Raw genomic sequence first — 20,092 nt, forward strand, 5'->3', positions numbered from 1 at the left:
GCCTGCCGGGGACCCCCGCGCCTCGCCTCGTCGTGGCTCGTGGCAGATCGGCGATGTGGCGGTGTCCGGATGTCCGGAACACCGCCACATCGGCGACCTTGCGTGGATCTTGCGGACCTCGACGAGATCGGCCTCGCCATGACGCAGGCCGGTGGTGACGCGGCCGGTCGGATCAGCCCTTGGCTGCCTGCGCCTGGAGTTGCCGGAGGTTGTTCAGCTCGGTCTGCTGGGTGGCCTTCATGGTCTTCGCGACCCGCAGCACCTCGTCGTTGTCGGTCTCGCCGAGCGCCGCGTCGATCATGTGGATGCCGCCCAGGTGGTGGGCGTACATCAGGGTGAGGAACTGCCTGTCGACCTCGATGCCCCGGGCGTCCCGCAGGGAGGCCATCTGTTGCGGCGTGGCCATGCCCGGCATCAGGCCGTCCTTGACGGTGGCGCCGTCGGACATCCACGACATCGGCGGCTGCGAGCCGGTCGGGCTCAGGCCCCACTCGCGGAGCCAGGTCTGCATGGCACCGATCTCGCCCTGCTGCCCGGTGGCGATGTCGACGGCGATCTGCCGAACCTCGGGGAGGGTGGCCGACCGGTACGCGATCAGGCTCATCTCCACCGCCTGCGCGTGGTGGGTCGTCATGTCCCGGGCGAAGCCCGCCTCGACCGACGAGTCACCGGGCCGGGTGAGCCGGGGGGTGAGCAGGCCGCCCGCGTACCCGAGGAGCAGCCCCACCACCACCATGATGGCGAGCGCCAACACGCCGTAACGCGCCGGCTGGGCCCGGCCGCCCTCGTCGGGGGCGGCCGGGATGTCGTCGTACTCGCTGTCGGTGGTGGTGGGGGCGGTCATCGGGGTCCTTACTGGGTGGGCTGCTGCTGGAGCTCACGCGGCGTGGTGCCGGTGGCCGTGATGCCGGTGTTGCAGAGCGCCGTGGGGCCCTCGACGGAGGCGTTCACCCGCAGGTCCTTGATGAACTCGTCGATCCGCGAGTCGTCGGCGTTGTCGACCTTGAGCTGGTAGCCCCACGCCTGGAGGGAGATCGGCTTGTCCAGGCCCTCGTACGGGCTCATGAAGGTCTTCTCGACGCCGCGCACCTTGCCGGCGAGCTTGTCGACCTGGTCCTTGGGGAGGTCGGGCCGGTAGGTGATCCAGACGGCGCCGTGCTCCAGGCTGTGCACCGCGTGCTCGTTGGCGATCGGGGCGTCGTAGACGTCGCCCATGCAGTTCTGCCAGGCGGCGTTGTGCACCCCGCCCACGGGCGGCGAGTAGTTCCAGGTCAGCGGGCCCGACTTGTGCGACTCGTACTTGAGGCTGTCGGGGTCGGACTTGCGGATGTTGGCGATGCCGTCGATGGCGTTGGCGCGCTTGTCCCACGGCTTCGAGCCCTGGAACGACGCCCAGGCGCCGTACCCGATGATGCCGGCCGCCAGCACGCCGACCGCGACGAAGAGCGCGATCGGACCCCAGGCGCGGCCCTGGGTCACCTTGACCGGGGTGACCGGCTTGCGCGGGCCCTTGCCACCGGCCCGGGGGGAGCCCGCCGGCTTGCCGGAACCGGCCTTGGCGCCGGACGCCGGCCGGCCCGCTGCCGGCTTCTTGCCGGTGCTGACCACGGTCGGGCGGCGCTCAGGGCCACCCGGGGTGCTGATGCTCATCGTGCCTCGTCAAGTCGGTCGGTCAGGGGAGTGGCGGGCCGGATGACGCGCAGGGGAGCCGCCGAGTGCCCGAGTCTACCCCCGATAACATGGTTGGGTGACTCCTGCAGAACTAGCCTCGGTCGTCCTTGCCGCCGCCCACGCCGTCTTCGAGCAGCGTGGGCTCGACCGCGCCGCGCTGCCGGCGAGCACTGTGGTGGAGCGACCGCGCAACCCCGAGCACGGCGACTACGCCTCGACGCTCGCTCTGCAGTTGAGCAAGAAGGTGGGCGTTCCGCCCCGGGAGCTGGCGACGGCCCTGGCCGACGAGCTGGGCCGGGCAGCAGGTGTCAAATCGGTGGAAATCGCCGGGCCGGGCTTCCTGAACATCCGGCTCGACGCGGCCGCCGCCGGTCAGCTCGCCCGGGTGATCGTCGAGGCCGGCGCGGAGTACGGCCGCAGCGACCGCCTGGCCGGCGAAAAGATCAACCTGGAGTTCGTCTCGGCCAACCCGACCGGGCCGGTGCACATCGGCGGGGTCCGTTGGGCGGCCGTCGGTGACGCGCTGAGCCGGCTGCTGCGGGCCACCGGGGCCGACGTCGGCACGGAGTACTACTTCAACGACGCCGGTTCGCAGATCGACAGGTTCGCCCGGTCGCTGCTGGCCGCCGCCAAGGGTGAGCCGGCGCCGGAGGACGGCTACGGCGGGGCGTACATCGCCGAGATCGCCACCGAGGTGCAGGCCCGCCGGCCGGAGGTGCGCTCGCTCGACGACGACGCCGCCCAGGAGGTCTTCCGGGTCGAGGGCGTCGCGCTGATGTTCGACGAGATCCGCTCCTCGCTGCGGGACTTCGGGGTGGAGTTCGACACCTACTTCAACGAGAAGGACCTGCACGACCGGGGTGAGCTCGACCTGGCACTGAACCGGCTGCGCGCGCAGGGGCACCTCTACGAGTCCGAGGGCGCGACCTGGTTGCGCACCACCGACTTCGGTGACGACAAAGACCGGGTGCTGCGCAAGTCCAACGGCGAGTGGACGTACTTCGCCGCGGACTGCGCCTACTACCTGGACAAGCGGGAGCGCGGCTTCGAGCGGGTAGTGATCATGCTGGGCGCCGACCACCACGGCTACATCGGCCGGATGAAGGCCATGGCCGCGTGCTTCGGCGACGACCCGGAGCGCAACCTGGAGATCCTCATCGGGCAGCTGGTCAACCTGCTGCGCGACGGCGCTCCGATGCGGATGAGCAAGCGGGCCGGCACCGTGATCACCCTGGAGGACCTGGTCGACGCGATCGGCGTGGACGCCTCCCGGTACGCGCTGGCCCGCTACTCGAGCGACTCCCCGATCGACATCGACATCGAGCTGTGGACGCGGGCGACCCGCGACAACCCGGTCTACTACGTGCAGTACGTGGCCGCCCGGACGGCTGGCGTGGCCCGTAACGCCGCCGAGGTGGGGCTGGTCCCGGGTGACGCCGATGCGTTCCGCCCCGAGCTGCTCGACCACGAGAAGGAGAACGAGCTGCTCAAGGCGCTCGCCGAGTTCCCGGCGGTGGTGGCGACCGCAGCCGAGCTGCGCGAGCCGCACCGGGTGGCCCGCTACCTGGAGGAGAGCGTCGCCGCCTCCTATCACCGCTTCTACGACAACTGCCGGGTGCTGCCGTTGGGTGACGAGGAGGTCACCGACCTGCACCGGGCCCGGCTCTGGTTGAACAACGCCACCCGCACGGTGATCGCCAACGGCCTGTACCTGCTCGGCGTCACCGCCCCGGAGAGGATGTAGCACGATGCGGGCTCACGAGGCAGGTGCGCTGCACGCGGACATCAGCAACCGGGGGCCGGCGTGGCTGCGTACCCCGGAGGACGTGAACGCCCTGCTGCCCACGCTGTGGCCGCGCAGCGTGACGCGCGGCGCGGACGGCGCGGTCGCCGTCGCGGGCCTGAGCGTCCGCGACATCGCGGCCGAGTTCGGCACCCCGGTGTACGTCCTGGACGAGGCCGACCTGCGGTCGCGCTGCCGTGACTTCCGGGCGGCCTTCCCGACCGAGGACGTTTTCTACGCGGGCAAGGCGTTCCTCTGCCGGGCGGTGGTCCGGATGATCGCCGAGGAGGGCCTGCACCTGGACGTCTGCACAGGAGGTGAGCTGGCCACCGCGCTCTCGGCCGGGATGCCGCCGGAGCGGATCGGCTTCCACGGCAACAACAAGTCGGTCGCCGAGTTGGGCAGGGCGTTGGACGCCGGGGTGGGCCGGATCATCGTGGACTCGTTCACCGAGATCGACCGGCTCACCGCGTTGGCCCGCGAGCGCGGGGTGCGGCCCCGGGTGCTGGTCCGGGTCACGGTGGGCGTCGAGGCGCACACCCACGAGTTCATCGCCACCGCCCACGAGGACCAGAAGTTCGGCTTCTCGCTGGCTGGCGGCGCCGCCGCGAACGCCGCCTTCAAGATCCTCGACGAGGGTGTGCTGGAGCTGCGTGGCCTGCACTCGCACATCGGTTCGCAGATCTTCGACGCCAGCGGCTTCGAGGTCTCCGCCCGCCGGGTGCTCGCCCTACAGGCGCAGATCCGCGACGCGCGCGGGGTGGAGCTGCCCGAGCTGGACCTGGGCGGTGGCTTCGGCATCGCGTACACCACCCAGGACGACCCGGCCACTCCGCAGGACCTGGCCAAGCGGCTGCGCAAGATCGTCGACTCGGAGTGCGCGGCGGAGAACCTGGCCGTGCCACACCTGTCGATCGAGCCGGGCCGGGCCATCGTCGGGCCGGCCGTGTTCACCCTCTACGAGGTCGGCACTGTCAAGACCCTCGACGGCATCAGGACGTACGTCAGCGTCGACGGCGGGATGAGCGACAACATCCGTACCGCCCTGTACGACGCGTCGTACTCGGCGACGCTGGCCTCGCGGGCCTCCGACGCGCAGCCGTTGCTCGCCCGCGTGGTGGGAAAGCACTGTGAGTCCGGGGACATCGTGGTGAAGGATGAATTCCTGCCCGCCGACGTGCAGCCCGGAGATCTTGTCGCGGTGCCCGGCACCGGTGCGTACTGCCGCAGCATGGCCAGCAACTACAACCATGTGCCGCGTCCACCGGTGGTCGCGGTACGCGACGGCCAGGCACGCCTGATCGTCCGGCGGGAAACCGAAGAGGACCTGCTCGCATTGGATGTTGGATGACGTCACCTGTGCGCTTGGCGCTGCTCGGCTGCGGCACTGTCGGCCAGGAGGTGGTCCGGCTGCTGCACGAGCAGTCGGCCGACCTGGCCGCGCGGGTCGGCGCACCGCTGGAGATCGCCGGCATCGCCGTCCGTCGGCTCGGTCGCGACCGGGGTGACCTGCCGGTCGACGAGAGCCTGTTCACCACCGACGCGCTCGGGCTGATCAAGCGCGACGACGTGGACGTGGTGGTCGAGGTGGTCGGCGGCATCGAGCCGGCCCGAGGCTGGCTGGTCGAGGCGCTGCGCGCCGGCAAGAGCGTGGTCACCGCCAACAAGGCGCTGCTCGCCGAGGACGGCGTTGCACTGCACGAGGCGGCGGCCGAGGGCGGCGGCGACCTCTACTACGAGGCGTCAGTGGCTGGGGCCATCCCACTGCTGCGCCCGCTGCGCGAGTCGCTGCACGGTGACCGGATCAACCGGGTCACCGGCATCGTCAACGGCACCACCAACTTCATCCTCTCCGCGATGGACGCGACCGGCGCCGGCTTCGCCGAGGCACTGGAAGAGGCAACCGCACTGGGGTACGCGGAGGCCGACCCGACAGCCGACGTCGAGGGCTTCGACGCGGCGGCGAAGGCGGCGATCCTCGCCTCGCTGGCGTTCCACACCCGGGTCGGCGCGGCGGACGTACACCGTGAGGGCATCACCGAGGTGACCGCCGCGGACATGGCCAGCGCCCAGGCGATGGGCTGCACCATCAAGCTGCTCTGCATCGCGGCCCGGGGTGTCGACTCCACCGGCCGGGAGACCGTCAGCGTCCGGGTGCACCCGGCGATGATCCCGCGCAGCCACCCACTGGCCAGCGTGGGTGACGCGTTCAACGCGGTCTTCGTCGAGGCGGACGCCGCCGGGCAGTTGATGTTCTACGGCCGGGGGGCCGGGGGCGCGCCGACCGCGAGCGCGGTGCTCGGTGACGTGGTCGCGGTTTCCCGCAACCGCCTCGCCGGGGTGCGCGCGGCCAGCGAGAGCGCGTACGCGGACCTGTCGGTGCGGCCGATGGGCGAGGCGTTGACCCGCTACCACGTCAGCCTCGACGTGGCCGACCGTCCGGGTGTGCTGGCCGCGGTGGCGGGCGTGTTCGCCCGGCACGACGTGTCGATCGCGACAGTGCGGCAGGGTTCCGCGGGTGGGGCTCCCGGCCGGGACGGCGACGCGGAGCTGGTCATCGTCACCCACGTGGCACCGGACGCCGCGCTCGCCGCGACAGTGGGTGAGCTGCGCGGTCTGGACATCGTCCGGTCGGTGACGAGTGTGCTGCGGGTCGAGGGCGGCGCCTGAGTCGTTGGACCATCGACGGGGCTGCTCGCGCGTCCCGCCAGGTGGGTAAGCCCGGGTCTGCCCTCGACAGCTGGGGCAACGTGGTCCAAGGTGGCCCCGACGAGGTCGGCGCACGGTGCCAGAGGCGAGGAGAGCGACATGTGGCGGGGTCTGATCGAGGCGTACCGGGATCGGCTGCCGGTCACCGAGGCCACGCCGGTCGTCACGCTGCACGAGGGGAACACCCCGCTGTTGCCCGCGCCGGTGCTGTCCGCCCGGATCGGCTGCGACGTGCACCTGAAGGTGGAGGGCGCCAACCCGACCGGCTCGTTCAAGGACCGGGGCATGACCGTTGCGGTGTCCAAGGCGGTCGAGGCCGGCAACAAGGCGATCATCTGCGCCTCCACCGGCAACACCAGCGCCTCCGCAGCGGCGTACGCGGCGCGGGCCGGGCTGACCTGCGCGGTGCTGGTGCCGCAGGGCAAGATCGCACTGGGCAAGCTCGCCCAGGCGCTGGTGCACGGCGCGAAGCTCCTCCAGGTGAGCGGCAACTTCGACGACTGCCTCTCGCTCGCCGCGAAGCTGGCCCAGGACCACCCGGTCGCCTTGGTCAACTCGGTCAACATCGACCGACTGCACGGCCAGAAGACCGCCGCCTTCGAGATCGTCGAGGCGCTCGGTGACGCGCCCGACATCCACTGCCTGCCGGTCGGCAACGCCGGCAACATCTCCGCCTACTGGATGGGGTATTCGGAGGAGCGGGACGCCGGCACCACCACCCGCACGCCGAAGATGTACGGCTTCCAGGCCGCCGGGGCGGCCCCGATCGTGACCGGCAAGGTGGTGCCGGAGCCGTCGACCATCGCCACGGCGATCCGGATCGGCAACCCGGCGAGCTGGACCAAGGCCTTGGACGCCCGGGACACCTCCGGTGGGCTGATCGCCGCCGTGACCGACCGGGAGATCCTCTCCGCGTACCGGCTGCTCGCCCGGGAGGTCGGGGTCTTCGTCGAGCTGGGCAGCGCGGCGAGCGTCGCCGGCCTGCTCCAACAGGCTGCGGCGGGCGCGGTGCCGCCCGGTTCGACTGTCGTCTGCACCGTGACCGGCCACGGTCTGAAGGACCCGGAGTGGGCGATCTCCACCGCGCCGGCCCCGCTGACCATCGCGAACGACCCGATGGCCGCGGCCCGGGCTCTCGACCTGGCCTGAGCGCGCCACCGCCGACGGTGGGCCGCCCCTGGGGGCGGCGGGGGTTCCGGTGATCGAGTCCGGCACACTTTCACGTATCCCCGCCCGCATTCTCGTTCAGGAGTGAACCAGGCCGATGTCGCTGCTCGCCAGATTCAGCCTCGCCAACCGAGGGCTGATCGCCCTCATCGCGGTGGTGACCACGGTGTTCGGAGCGTTCGCCGTACCGTCGCTGAAGCAGCAACTGCTGCCGTCGCTCGAGTTCCCGGCCGCGTTCATCGTGGCCGCCTACCCCGGTGCCGGTCCCGAGATCGTCGAGTCGCAGGTGACCGAGCCGATCGAGAACGCCCTCCAGGGCATCCCGGGGCTCGACAAGATCACCTCCACGTCCCGCGAGGGGTCGGCCACCGTCCAGGTGACGTACGAGTTCGGTACCGACCTGGACGACGTGGTCAACAAGATGCAGACCGCGTTGAGCCGAATCGACGCCCAGCTGCCGGAGAGCGTCGACCCGCAGGTCATCGCGGGTAGCACCGACGACCTCCCGGCGGTGGTGCTGGCCGCGGCCGGGACGGCCGACGGGCGGGCGCTCGCCGAGAAACTGCGCGCGACGGTCGTGCCCGAGCTGGAGGGCATCGAGGGGGTACGCACCGTCGAGGTGACCGGCACCCGTGACGACGTCGTGGTGGTCACCCCGGACCCGGCGAAGCTGGCCGCCGCGAAGATCCAGCCGACGGCGATCGGCGCGGCGTTGAAGACCAACGGCGTGGCGGTTCCGGCCGGCGCGGTGACCAGTGGGGCGTTGGCCCTCCCGGTCCAGGTCGGCTCGCCGATCGGCACCATCGAGGACCTGCGCGGCATCGTGGTCGCCCCGGGCGCGGCACCCGTCCGTCTCGGCGACGTGGCGACGGTCGAGCAGCAGCTCGCCCCGGCCACCGCGATCACCCGTACCAACGGCAAGGACAGCCTCGGCATCGCGGTCACCGCCTCGCCGGACGGCAACGCCGTGCAGATCTCGCACGAGATCCGCGACCGGCTCGCCGACCTGAAGGACGCCTCCGGTGCGGAGTTGACCGTCGTCTTCGACCAGGCGCCGTTCGTCGAGAAGTCGATCGAGTCGCTGACCACCGAGGGCCTGCTGGGCCTGGTGATGGCGGTCATCGTCATCCTGGTCTTCCTGCTGTCGGTGCGTTCGACGGTGGTCACCGCCGTCTCCATCCCGCTCTCCGTGTTGGTGGCGCTGATCGTCCTGTGGATCGGTGACTACTCGCTCAACCTGCTCACCCTCGGCGCGTTGACCATCGCGGTGGGCCGGGTGGTGGACGACTCGATCGTGGTGTTGGAGAACATCAAACGCCATCTGGAGTACGGCGAGGAGAAGCGGCACGCCATCATCACCGGCGTCCGCGAGGTGGCCGGCGCGGTCACCGCGTCCACCCTCACCACGGTGGCGGTGTTCGCGCCGATCGCTCTGGTCGGCGGGTTCGTGGGTCAGCTCTTCGCGCCGTTCGCGATCACCGTGACGGTGGCCCTGCTCGCGTCGCTGCTGGTGTCGCTGACCGTGATCCCGGTGCTCGCGTACTGGTTCCTCAAGCCGCGCGGCGGCACCGCGGACGACGAGGCGGTGCGGCGCGGCGCGGAGGAGAAGGAGCTGCGCAGCCCGTTGCAGCGGGCGTACCTGCCGGTGATCGGCTTCGCCACCCGCAAGCGGTCGACCCGCTGGATCACCGTCGGGCTCGGTTTGCTGGTGCTCTTCGGCACCTTCGGTCTGGCGCAGAAGCTGGAGACCAACTTCCTGGACGACTCCGGCCAGGACACCCTGAACATCAGCCAGGAGCTTCCGGCCGGCAGTGGGCTGGCGGCCACCGACGTGGCGGCCAAGCAGGTCGAGTCGGTGCTGTCCCGCACGAAGGGCGTCGAGACGTACCAGGTGACCGCAGGCGCTGGGGACAACCCCTGGGCGGGCGGCGGCGGCAACAACGTCGCGAACTGGTCGCTGGCGCTCGAGGGTGACACCGACGCCAAGCAGATGCGCGAGGTGCTGCGTAAGGAGTTCGACAAGCTCGGCACGAGCGTGGGTGAGATCAGCTTCGGTGGTGGGCAGGAGGCGTCGACCAGCCAACTTGAGGTCATCGTCCAGGCCAGCGACCCGGAGGTGCTGACCCGGGCAGCCGAGGAGGCACGGGCGGCGATGGCCGGTGTGCCGGATGTCGAGGACGTCTCCACCAGCCTGGCCGAGCGGGTGCCGAGGGTCGACGTGACTGTCGACCGGGTCGCCGCCGGTCGGGTCGGGCTCACCGAGGCCGCTGTCGGGCAGCTGGTGTCGCAGGCGTTCCGGGGTGCGCCGCTCGGGCAGGTCGCGCTCGACGGCCAGCAGCAGAACGTGGTGCTGCGGCTGGGCACGAAGCCGCCGGTGACGGTGGAGGAACTGCGGGCACTACCGGTGGGTCCGGTCAAGCTGGACGACATCGCGGACGTCACGCAGGGCGAGGGGCCGCAGCAGGTCACCCGGATCGACGGCGAGCGCAGCGTGTCGGTGACCGGCACGGCGACCGGGTCGAACCTGGGCGCGACGAGCACGGAGTTGCAGAAGCGCCTGGACGGCATCGACGTCCCGGGTGCCAGCTTCACCATCGGTGGCGTCAGCGCGGATCAGGCCGACGCGTTCGGTGACCTGGGCCTGGCGGTGCTGGCCGCCATCGCGATCGTCTTCCTGATCATGGTGGCCACGTTCCGTAGCCTCACCCAGTCGCTGATCCTGCTGATCTCCATTCCGTTCGCGTCGACCGGCGCGATCGGCCTGCTGCTGATCACCGGGACGCCGCTCGGCGTACCGGCGTTGATCGGTGTGCTGATGCTGGTCGGCATCGTGGTGACGAACGCGATCGTCCTGCTCGACCTGATCAACCAGTACCGTGCGCAGGGCATGGGGGTCCGGGAGGCGGTGGTCGAGGGTGGCCGACGCCGGCTGCGTCCCATCCTGATGACCGCGGTGGCGACCATCTTCGCGTTGCTGCCGATGGCGCTCGGGTTGACCGGCGAGGGCGGCTTCATCTCGCAGCCGCTGGCGGTCGTGGTGATCGGTGGTCTGCTCAGCTCGACGTTGCTCACGCTGATCCTGGTGCCGACGCTGTACTCGATGGTGGAGCACACCAAGGAGTCGCTGCGGGACCGGCGCGGTCGGCGGCGTTCCGGCGAGCCGGTGGTGGACGGAGCGGAGGCCGACGAGGCGGCCGCCCCGAACCAGGTAGCGGTGCCCAGCGGCGCGCCCGCCCCGGCGGCGACCGAGGGTACGCGGCCAGCCCCGCGTCCCGCCCCGTCGGGCGCGTTGGTGGAGGGTACGGATCAGTTCGAGGTGCTGCGGCTGCCCCGTAGTCGTACCTCTCCGCTGCCTCCGTCGGAGCCGACCGAGTAGGTCCGACCGCATCACGGAACGCCCCCGGCAGGGACCTGCCGGGGGCGTTTCCGGCTTCACCGGCCACGACACTCCGAACCGACCGGGCCTGCACAGCGTGTTACGTCTTGCATACTCCAGGTGAATACATGGAGGGTGCGGGTGGCGCAGGACGGGCGGACGGCCGAGGGTGCGCGCGGGTGGGGGCGGCGCGACCTGCTGCGCCGTGGCCTCCTGGTCGCCGGCGGTGTGGCGGTCGGCGCGGGGGCCTCCGAGCTGTGGTGGAGCACCCACCGACGGGCGCCACTCGCCGGAGGCCCCGCCAGCGCGACCTCCGGCAACCGGTACCAGGACGTCGGCACCGGCAGGTTGGAGGTCGTCTGGTCGGGGCCGACCCAGGAGCGACTGGTGGCCCTCACGTTCGACGACGGCCCTGCCCCACAATGGACACCGATGGTGCTCGACACCCTGGCCCAACACCGGGTTCCGGCCACCTTCTTCCTGGTGGGGTCGCAGGTCCGGCGGCATGCCGACGTCATCAGTGACCGGCTCGCCGGGCACGAGGTGGGCAACCACAGCTGGGACCACCGGGACCTGGCCGCACTGGACGCCACCGAGGCGTACGACGACCTGCGCCGCAGCCACGACGCCATCGCCGACGTGACGGGCATGCCACCCCGTCTGCTCCGCCCTCCGTACGGCCACCTGGGCGGGGCGGTGCTGCACGCGGCTGCCCGGCTGGACTACCGGCTGGTGCTCTGGACACTGCAGATGGTGGAGCGTGAGTTCCCCCACGATCCCGCCGGCCACGCCCGACGCATCGTGGCCGATGTCCGACCGGGAACGATCGTGCTCGGTCACGATGTCGGCGCGTCCCGACGGCTGGTCGCGCTGCGTGGCCTGGCCGAGATGATCAACGGGCTGCGGGCGCGTGGCTACACCTTCGTCACCGTCTCTGCCCTGCTGGGAGCAGGCGTGCCGCCCACCCCGACCAGGTAGGGTGCCGCTCCGTGGCGTCCACCCTCTCGGTCCTGACCGGCAATCGGAGCTTCCGAAATCTCTTCCTCGCCGAGTTGGTGGTCTTCGGCGCCGACTGGTTCGTCATGGTGCCGCTGCTGGTCCTGCTGCCGCACCTGACCGGCAGCGGAGTCTGGGGCGCACTGGTGTTGGCGGTGGACACCGGCATCGTGGCGCTGCTGCTGCCGTACACCGGCACGATCGCCGACCGCTTCGACCGGCGGAAAATCATGATCGCGGCGAATGTGGCAGCGCTCGCGGGCGTACTGCTGCTGCTCGGCGTCCGGGGCGCGGGTACCGCGTGGCTGGCGCTGGTCGCGATCGGCGTGGTGGCGGTCGCCAAGGCGTTCTACTCGCCGGCCGCCCAGGCCGCGCTGCCCAACGTGCTGGAGCCGCACGAGCTGGCCGCCGGTAACGCCGTGGCCGGTTCCGCCTGGGGCACCATGACAGTTGTCGGTGCCTCACTCGGCGGGGTGCTCAGCACCGTCGCCGGCCCGTACGCCTGCTTCTGGGTGGCGGCGGTGGGCCTGGCAATGGCCGCGGGCCTCGCCACCCGGATCCGCCGGCCCCTCCAGGCACCCCGGGACGCCAACCGACCGGCCCAGCGGACCTGGGCGGCGGTCCGCGAGGCGCTCGGCTACATCGGGCACCGGCCTCGGGTGCTCGCGCTGGTCACCGTGAAGTCGGCCGTCGGCCTGGGCAACGGCGTGCTGACCGTGTTCCCGTTGCTGGCCGGCGTGTACGGCGTGGGCCCACTCGGCGCCGGTCTGCTCTTCGCCGTGCGCGGAGCGGGGGCGTTGGTGGGCCCGATCCTGATGCGTCGGGTGTTGACCAGGCGAGCCTGGCTGCTGCCCGGGCTCGCGCTGTCCATGTCGTTCTACGGCCTGTCCTACCTGGGCGCATCCGTGGTCCGGTGGTTCCCGTTGGTGTTGCTGCTGGTCTTCGTGGCGCACTTCGCGGGCGGCAGCAACTGGGTGATCTCCAACTTCGCCCTCCAGGGCGAGGTGCCGGACCACCTGCGTGGGCGCGTCTTCGCCACCGACATGATGCTCGCGACGCTGGCGATCTCGGTGAGCCAACTGGCGGTGGCCATGGTGGTCGACGTGGTCGACGAGCGGGTCGTCCTCGCCGGCTGCGGGCTGATCACCGTCGTCTACGCCGTCGGCTGGCGGATCGCCACCCGTCGACTCTCGCTCACCGACCCGGCCACCGAACCGGTCGCGGGCGCCGCCGGCTGACCGTGGCATGCCCCATCTACGGGGCAGCTCTACAGGCGCCGAACGAGGTGTGCACGGCTGCGGCGGTTCCCAGGCTGCGGACGCGCGACCGGATCGTCGGTGCCGGGCCCTAGCATGAGCGCGTGCCGACGAACTTCACCGCCGGGCCGGTCCGTGTCCGGGTCCCCGCGACCAGCGCCAACCTGGGTCCGGGCTTCGACGCGTTGGGTCTCGCCCTCGGGCTCTACGACGACCTGGCCGCCGAGGTCACGTCGGGTGGGGTTCGGGTGACGGTGACCGGGCAGGGCGCCGGCGAGCTGCCCGACGACGACCGGCACCTGGTGGTGCGGGCCATGCGCGCCGGCTTCGACGCGCTCGGCGTCCAGCCCGGAGGGTTGAGCGTGGAGTGCGTCAACCGGATCCCCCAGGCGCGCGGGCTCGGCTCCTCGTCCGCCGCGATCGTTGCCGGGGTGTTGCTGGCGCGCGCACTCGTCACCGACGGGGACCACCGGCTGGACGAGGCCGGCGTGCTCCGGCTGGCCGCCGAGATCGAGGGCCACCCCGACAACGTCGCGCCCTGCCTGCTCGGGGGCTTCACCGTGGCCTGGTCCGAGCCGACAGGTGCCCGGGCGGTGTCCCTGCCGGTCGCCGACGGGGTGCGGCCGGTCGTCTTCGTGCCGGCGGAACGCGGATTGACCGCCACCGCACGGGCCGCGTTGCCGGTCTCCGTCCCGCACGCCGACGCCGCGTTGACCGCCGGACGAGCCGCGTTACTGGTGCACGCGCTCACCACCGACCCGACCCTGCTGCTGCCCGCCACCGTCGACCGGCTCCACCAGGATTACCGCGCAGCCGGGATGCCGGCCACGTCTTCCCTGGTCAGCGCGTTGCGAGCGGCAGGTGTGGCGGCTGTGGTCAGTGGGGCCGGCCCGACTGTGCTGGCGCTCAGCGAGCCTCCGGCAAGCGTTCAGGCGGGAACAGACTGGGAGATCTGGAAGTTACCGATAGACGTCAGCGGCGCTCGGGTTGCTCGGGGTAGACTGGGACACGCCGAGCGGGACCCTGTTGCCGCAGGTCGGAAGAGTTGATTACGCTCTAGACCTAGCACAGCCGCGAAGCACGCGATCTCCTGCGGGGCGGCGCACCCCCGAAGCTCTCGGCGGTCAGCCCGTCAACCCCTGCCAAGGCCCACGCCGCGCCGCAGTTTCCACAGGTCGCCGCAGACGGCGAGACCTGCTCACCGACGTTGGTGAGTCGGGAAACCACCGGCTGCTGTGTCACAGACTCCCGCGACGCGTCCTTGCGAGGCGGGTGCACCGAGGCCGCCCGGCCACCTGAGTTCCGACTCCGGGCAGTCCCGGCCTTATCGAGGGAAGGAATCCATTGAGCGACACCACCGACGTGACGTCGGATGTTTCCAACGTCGCTGGCGATGCCACCGCAGCCGCTCCCGCCCGTCGTCGGCGTAGCGGCACCGGTCTGTCGGCGATGCTGCTGCCAGAGCTGCAGAGCCTGGCTGCGTCGCTCGGCATCTCCGGCACGGCTCGCATGCGCAAAGGCGAGCTGATCGCCGCGATCTCCGAGCGGCAGGGCGGCAACGCCGCCGGGACCCCTCGACCGCGGGCCGAGGTCGCGGCCGCGGCCGCTCCTACCCGTGAGGGTGTCCGCGCCGAGGTGCGGGAGACCGCTGACCGGCCGGCAGCCGAAGGGCGTGGCGCCGAGCAGGCGTCGGCCGAGCCGGCAGCCGAGACCGAGGGGCGTGGTCGCACCCGGCGGACCCGGACCGCAGCGGCCGAGTCGCGTCCGGCTGAGTCGCGTCCGGCTGAGTCGCGTCCGGCCGAGTCGCGTACCGACGAGGCGGAAGCCGGCGAGCGGACCGACCGTGGCGAGACCCGCCGCGAGCGTCCGGAGCGTGCCGAGCGGGGCGACCGTGCCGAGCGGGGCGAGCGGGGCGAGCGTGCCGACCGTGGTGAGCGTGCCGACCGTGGTGAGCGTGCGGACCGTGGTGAGCGGGCCGAGCGCAACGAGCGGGGCGAGCGCGCCGACCGTGGTGAGCGGGCCGAGCGCAACGACCGGGGCGAGCGTGCCGAGCGTGGTGAGCGTGCCGATCGGGGCGACCGCAACGACCGTTCGGACCGCAACGAGCGTTCGGACCGCAACGACCGGGGCGACCGTAACGACCGCGGCCAGCGTGCCGAGCGGGACAGCGACGACGACGACGGCGAGGGCGGTGGTCGGCGCGGCCGGCGCAGCCGTTTCCGGGACCGTCGCCGGGGGCGCGGCGACCGCGCCGAGACCGGTGCTGACACCGGTGGGCGTGAGCCGCAGGTCAGCGAGGACGACGTGCTCGTCCCGGTGGCCGGCATCATCGACGTGCTCGACAACTACGCCTTCGTGCGGACGACCGGTTACCTCGCCGGCCCGAACGACGTGTACGTCTCGATGTCCCAGATCAAGAAGTACGGTCTGCGCCGCGGTGACGCGATCACCGGTGCGGTGCGGGCGGCCCGCGAGGGCGGCAACAGCGGCGACCAGCGGCGGGACAAGTACAACCCGCTGATGCGGCTGGACACGATCAACGGGATGGAGCCGGATGAGGCCCGGCGCCGGCCGGAGTTCTACAAGCTCACTCCGCTCTACCCGCAGGAGCGCCTGCGCCTGGAGACCGAGCCGCACATCCTGACCACCCGGGTCATCGACCTGGTCATGCCGATCGGCAAGGGCCAGCGGGCACTCATCCAGTCGCCGCCGAAGGCGGGTAAGACGATGGTGCTGCAGGCGATCGCCAACGCGATCACCCGCAACAACCCGGAGTGCCACCTGATGGTGGTGCTGGTGGACGAGCGGCCCGAAGAGGTCACCGACATGCAGCGGTCGATCAAGGGCGAGGTCATCGCGGCCACGTTCGACCGTCCGCCGCAGGACCACACCACGGTGGCCGAGCTGGCCATCGAGCGGGCCAAGCGCCTGGTCGAGCTCGGGCACGACGTGGTCGTGCTGCTCGACTCGGTGACCCGGCTCGGTCGGTCGTACAACCTGGCGGCTCCGGCCAGTGGCCGGATCATGTCGGGTGGTATCGACTCCACAGCGCTCTACCCGCCGAAGCGCTTCCTCGGCGCGGCCCGCAACATCGAGAACGGCGGGTCGTTGACCATCATCGCCACGGCGCTGGTGGAGACCGGGTCCATGGCGGACACGGTCATCTTCGAGGAGTTCAAGGGCACCGGTAACGCGGAGCTGAAGCTGGACCGGAAGATCGCCGACAAGCGGACCTTCCCGGCCATCGACATCAACCCGTCCGGTACGCGTAAGGAAGAGGTCCTGCTCGCACCCGAAGAGCTGGCCATCATCCACAAGCTTCGGAAGGTGCTGCACTCGCTGGACTCGCAGGCCGCCATGGACCTGCTGCTGGACCGGCTCAAGCAGTCCCGCACCAACATCGAGTTCCTGATGCAGATCGCGAAGTCGACGCCGGGGGAGTAACCATCCCCGGGTGAGACGAAGGGGCACGGCCACACCGGTCGTGTCCCTTCGTCGTGTCGGGAGGCACGACGGGATCCATCCGAGTTGGTGGAATTTTCCTTCGGTTCAGTCGACAGGTATTGAAACTTCTATTCACTGCCGGGTTGACTGTCGTCCATGCGTACCCGCAGACGATCCGCCCGCCGCACCGGCGTCCTGCTGCTGACGCCGCTGCTCGCCCTGGCCCTGTCACCGCCGGCCACCGCCGCGCCCACCATCGCCCCGCCCACTGTCACCCCACCGTCGGCCGCCTCGCCCACCGTTGCGGAGGACGTGCCGCCCGCGTCCTCCCGCCCGGCCGACTCGGTCAGCCTGGCCGCCGCCCCGACAGTCGCGACCGCCCCGACCGCCGCCGTCGACGGTGTGGAGCCGGCCGGCGGGCTGGAGACCACCAGGGCCACCCGGCCGGTCGCGCCGGGAGTGCAGTTGACGTCCTTCGACCGGTACGACGCCGAGGGCTGGCTGCGTGCCGACGCGCTCACCACCGACCTCGCCGGTGGTTCCACCGTCGACTACGTCAACTCCGGCGCGGTCAGCCGGGCTGAGCCGCTGCGGAAGGCGGTGGACCAGTTGCACGCGGTCGCCGCGGTCAACGGCGACTTCTTCGACATCAACAACTCCGGTGCCGCCCAGGGTGTCGGCGTGCGCGACGGCGAGCTGATCCAGTCGGCGGTCAGCGGTCACCGCAATGCGGTGGCGGTCACCACGAACGGGCTCGGACGGGTGGTCGAGGTGAACTTCGACGGCAGTGCCACCCTGCCCACCGGGCCGGTCCCGCTGACCCAGTTCAACAACATGGTGCAGGCCGACGGCATCGGTGCCTTCACCGAGCTGTGGGGGACGTACTCCCGGCAGCGGGCCGTCGAGGGGGCGGCCCGGGTGGTCGAGGTCACCGTGACCGGCGGTCGGGTAGCTGCTGTGGGAAGCGTGGCAGGTAGCGGCCCGATCGTCGCGGGCGGCACCGTGCTGCTCGGCCGCGACCTCGGCGCCGACGCGCTGGCCGGTCTGCGCCCCGGCGATCCGGTGACGGTGGCCTGGCGGCCGAAGCCCTCCGACGGCAGCAGCCTGCACGCGGCGGTCGGGGGCGGCAACGTCCTGGTCCGCGACGGCGTCGTGCAGAGCGTCGCGGACCCGACCCTCGCGCCCCGCACCGCTGTCGGTTTCAGCGCCGACGGTCGAAAGATGATCATGTTGACGGTGGACGGCCGTCAGGTCGACAGCCGCGGCGTGACGCAGACCGAGATGGGCCGGATGATGGCCGAGCTGGGTGCCCACCACGCGCTCAACCTGGACGGTGGCGGATCGTCCACGCTGCTGGCCCGCGAGCCCGGCTCGTCGACGGTGCAGGTGGAGAACGGCCCCTCCGACGGCAGCGAACGGGCCGTGCCCAACGGCCTTGCCATCTACGCGCCGAAGGGCAGCGGGCGACTCACCGGCTACTGGGTCGAGACCGCCAGCGACCCCACCGCCGCTCCGGGCGTCTCACCGGTGCGAGGTGGGCGGCCCGACCGGGTCTTCCCGGGGCTGACCCGCACCCTCACCGCGTCCGGCTACGACGAGACGTACGGCCCGGCGGCCGGCGCTCCCACCTGGCGGGCGACCCCGGCGGTACGCGGTCGGGTCGACCGGGACGGTGTGTTCCACGCTGCTGCCCCGGGTGCCACCGCTGTCACCGCCGCACGGGGGCGGGTCACCGGCTCGCTGAACCTCACAGTGCTCGGCCCGCTGGCCCGGATCGGCAGCACCACGCCGCGGGTCGGGTTGACCGGCCGGGACGGTGACGCAGTGGTCGGCGTGGTCGGGTACGACGCCGAGGGCAACACCGCGCCGATCGAGCCGGCCGATCTCACCCTCGACTACGACCGGGACCTGCTGCGGATCACCCCCACCGGGGACGGCAACCTGTCCATCGCCGCGTTGCGGGACACCGGCTCGGGCCTGGTCACCGTTCGCGTCGGACGCACGAGCACGGTCCTGCCGGTCACCGTCGGGCTGACCGACGTGCCGGTCGCTGGCTTCGACGACGCCGCGTCCTGGCGCTTCAGCCAGGCCCGCGCCAGCGGGTCGGTCGCCCCGGCGCCGGGGCACACCGGCACCGGCCTGCGGATGTCGTACGACTTCAGCCAGTCCACCGGCACGCGGGCCGCGTACGCCGACCCGCCCGCGTGGATCGAGGTGCCCGGTCAGCCGCAGGCGTTCGGCATGTGGATCCACGGCAACGGCACCGGGGAGTGGCCCAGCCTGCACCTGCACGACGCCCAGGACACCCAGCACGTGCTACGTGGCCCGCTGATCACCTGGACCGGTTGGCAATACGTGGAGTTCGCGGTGCCCGCCGGTGTGCAGTACCCGGTGCGGGTACGCCGCTTCTACGTGGCCGAGGCCAACGCCGCCGCCCAGTACACCAGCGAGGTGATCATCGACGACCTGGTGGCGAAGGTGCCCCCGACTGTCGATGTCCCGGCGGCGGCCCCGCGTACCGACCGGGTGGTGGTTCGCGACGGCACTGTGGACGGCGCGCCGTGGCGGTTCGCGGTGCTCTCCGACGCCCAGTTCGTCGCCGCCGACCCGGACAGCGACCTGGTCGCCCAGGCCCGGCGGACGCTGCGCGAGGTGAAGGCGGCCCGGCCGGACTTCCTCCTGATCAACGGCGACTTCGTGGACACTGCCTACCCGGCCGACTTCGCGCTGGCCCGGCGGATCCTCGACGAGGAGTTGGGCGACGCGCTGCCCTGGTACTACGTGCCCGGCAACCACGAGATCATGGGCGCCCCGATCAGCAACTTCGCTGCCGCGTTCGGAGCCACCTCCCGAGTGTTCGACCACAACGGCACCCGGTTCGTCACGCTGAACTCGTCCACCGGGACGCTGCGCGGCGGCGGCTTCGACCAGGTACGGATGCTCCGCGAGACGCTGGACGCGGCGGCAACCGACCGGCGCGTGGGTTCGGTGGTGGTCCTGCACCACCACCCGCCGCGCGACCCCAGCCCGGCGCAGGCCAGCCAGCTCGGCGACCGCAAGGAGGCGGCGCTGCTGGAGCAGTGGCTGGCCGACTTCCAGCACCGCACCGGCAAGGGCGCGCTGTTCGTGGGCGGGCACGTCGGCACCTTCCACGCCGACCGGGTGGACGGGGTGCCGTACGTGATCAACGGCAATGCCGGCAAGACGCCGTCCACCCCCGCCGACCAGGGCGGATTCACTGGCTGGACCGAGTTCGGCGTGGACCCGGTGACCCCGGCCGAGGCGGACCGGGCCCGCCGTGACCCGCTCGCCGAGGGCCCGCGCTGGGTGGACGCGGAGTTCCACGCGCACGCCGACCGGCTCACGGTGGCCGCACCGGCCAGTGTCGCGGTCGGTGCCCCTGCGACGGTCGCCGCCACGCTGACCCAGCCCGGTGGGCGTACGGTCCCGGTGGCCGCACCGGTCAGCGCCGACTGGTCGGCCTCGCCGGGGGTGCACATCGGTTCGGCGGCCGGGGTACGCCCCTGGCACACGGTCCGATTCGACCCGGCCACCGGCACCCTGACGGCACTGCGCCCCGGCGCGCCGGTACGCCTGACGGTCGAGGTCAACGGCGCCCGCGCCGAGGCCACCATCACTGTCACCAGGTGAAATGTCCGGGCGGGCCCCACGCGCGGGGCCCGTCCGGAC

12 protein-coding genes are annotated in these 20,092 nt (G+C 71.7%); 10 read left to right on the forward strand and 2 right to left on the reverse strand.

Features of this window, described 5'->3' with window-relative positions; translation table 11 throughout:
* Window positions 1-172 precede the first annotated feature (172 nt).
* Both FHU34_RS06770 and FHU34_RS06775 read right to left on the reverse strand, forming a co-directional pair.
* The gene (locus tag FHU34_RS06770) at window positions 173-844 is read right to left on the reverse strand and encodes a DUF305 domain-containing protein (RefSeq protein ID WP_145779187.1); all 672 of its coding nucleotides are present in this window, start codon (window positions 842-844) and stop codon (window positions 173-175) included.
* An 8-nt stretch (window positions 845-852) separates the two neighbouring features.
* Entirely contained in the window at window positions 853-1,650 is a 798-nt protein-coding gene (locus tag FHU34_RS06775; RefSeq protein WP_145779188.1) for a DUF3105 domain-containing protein, read from the reverse strand.
* A gap of 97 nt (window positions 1,651-1,747) precedes the next feature.
* Between FHU34_RS06775 and argS the strand changes: the two genes are divergently transcribed.
* The 10 genes from argS to FHU34_RS06825 all read left to right on the forward strand — a co-directional run bounded on the left by argS (window position 1,748) and on the right by FHU34_RS06825 (window position 20,053).
* Entirely contained in the window at window positions 1,748-3,415 is a 1,668-nt protein-coding gene (argS, locus tag FHU34_RS06780) for an arginine--tRNA ligase (RefSeq protein ID WP_145779189.1), read from the forward strand.
* A 4-nt stretch (window positions 3,416-3,419) separates the two neighbouring features.
* Window positions 3,420-4,805, forward strand: a complete 1,386-nt coding sequence (gene lysA / locus FHU34_RS06785) for a diaminopimelate decarboxylase (protein WP_145779190.1) — start codon at window positions 3,420-3,422, stop codon at window positions 4,803-4,805.
* A gap of 8 nt (window positions 4,806-4,813) precedes the next feature.
* The gene (locus tag FHU34_RS06790) at window positions 4,814-6,124 is read left to right on the forward strand and encodes a homoserine dehydrogenase (RefSeq protein WP_208745125.1); all 1,311 of its coding nucleotides are present in this window, start codon (window positions 4,814-4,816) and stop codon (window positions 6,122-6,124) included.
* Between the two features lie 138 nt (window positions 6,125-6,262).
* On the forward strand, window positions 6,263-7,312 hold the full coding sequence (gene thrC, locus FHU34_RS06795) for a threonine synthase (protein WP_145779192.1): 1,050 nt from the start codon (window positions 6,263-6,265) through the stop codon (window positions 7,310-7,312).
* A gap of 115 nt (window positions 7,313-7,427) precedes the next feature.
* On the forward strand, window positions 7,428-10,706 hold the full coding sequence (locus FHU34_RS06800) for an efflux RND transporter permease subunit (RefSeq protein ID WP_145779193.1): 3,279 nt from the start codon (window positions 7,428-7,430) through the stop codon (window positions 10,704-10,706).
* Between the two features lie 141 nt (window positions 10,707-10,847).
* Window positions 10,848-11,684: a polysaccharide deacetylase family protein gene (locus FHU34_RS06805; protein WP_145779194.1), complete on the forward strand. Its 837-nt coding sequence runs from the start codon at window positions 10,848-10,850 to the stop codon at window positions 11,682-11,684.
* 11 nt (window positions 11,685-11,695) lie between these two features.
* Window positions 11,696-12,940 carry an MFS transporter gene (locus FHU34_RS06810; RefSeq protein WP_145779195.1) on the forward strand — a complete coding sequence of 415 codons (1,245 nt, stop codon included), beginning with the start codon at window positions 11,696-11,698 and terminating at the stop codon, window positions 12,938-12,940.
* Between the two features lie 122 nt (window positions 12,941-13,062).
* Complete coding sequence (thrB, locus tag FHU34_RS06815; protein WP_145779196.1) at window positions 13,063-14,007, forward strand: homoserine kinase; 945 nt, start codon at window positions 13,063-13,065, stop codon at window positions 14,005-14,007.
* Between the two features lie 295 nt (window positions 14,008-14,302).
* Entirely contained in the window at window positions 14,303-16,402 is a 2,100-nt protein-coding gene (gene rho, locus FHU34_RS06820) for a transcription termination factor Rho (protein ID WP_145779197.1), read from the forward strand.
* A 156-nt stretch (window positions 16,403-16,558) separates the two neighbouring features.
* Complete coding sequence (locus FHU34_RS06825; RefSeq protein ID WP_145779198.1) at window positions 16,559-20,053, forward strand: phosphodiester glycosidase family protein; 3,495 nt, start codon at window positions 16,559-16,561, stop codon at window positions 20,051-20,053.
* Window positions 20,054-20,092: the final 39 nt, after the last annotated feature.

Source organism: Micromonospora taraxaci, assembly GCF_007830095.1.
GTDB classification, from domain to species: Bacteria; Actinomycetota; Actinomycetes; order Mycobacteriales; family Micromonosporaceae; genus Micromonospora; species Micromonospora taraxaci.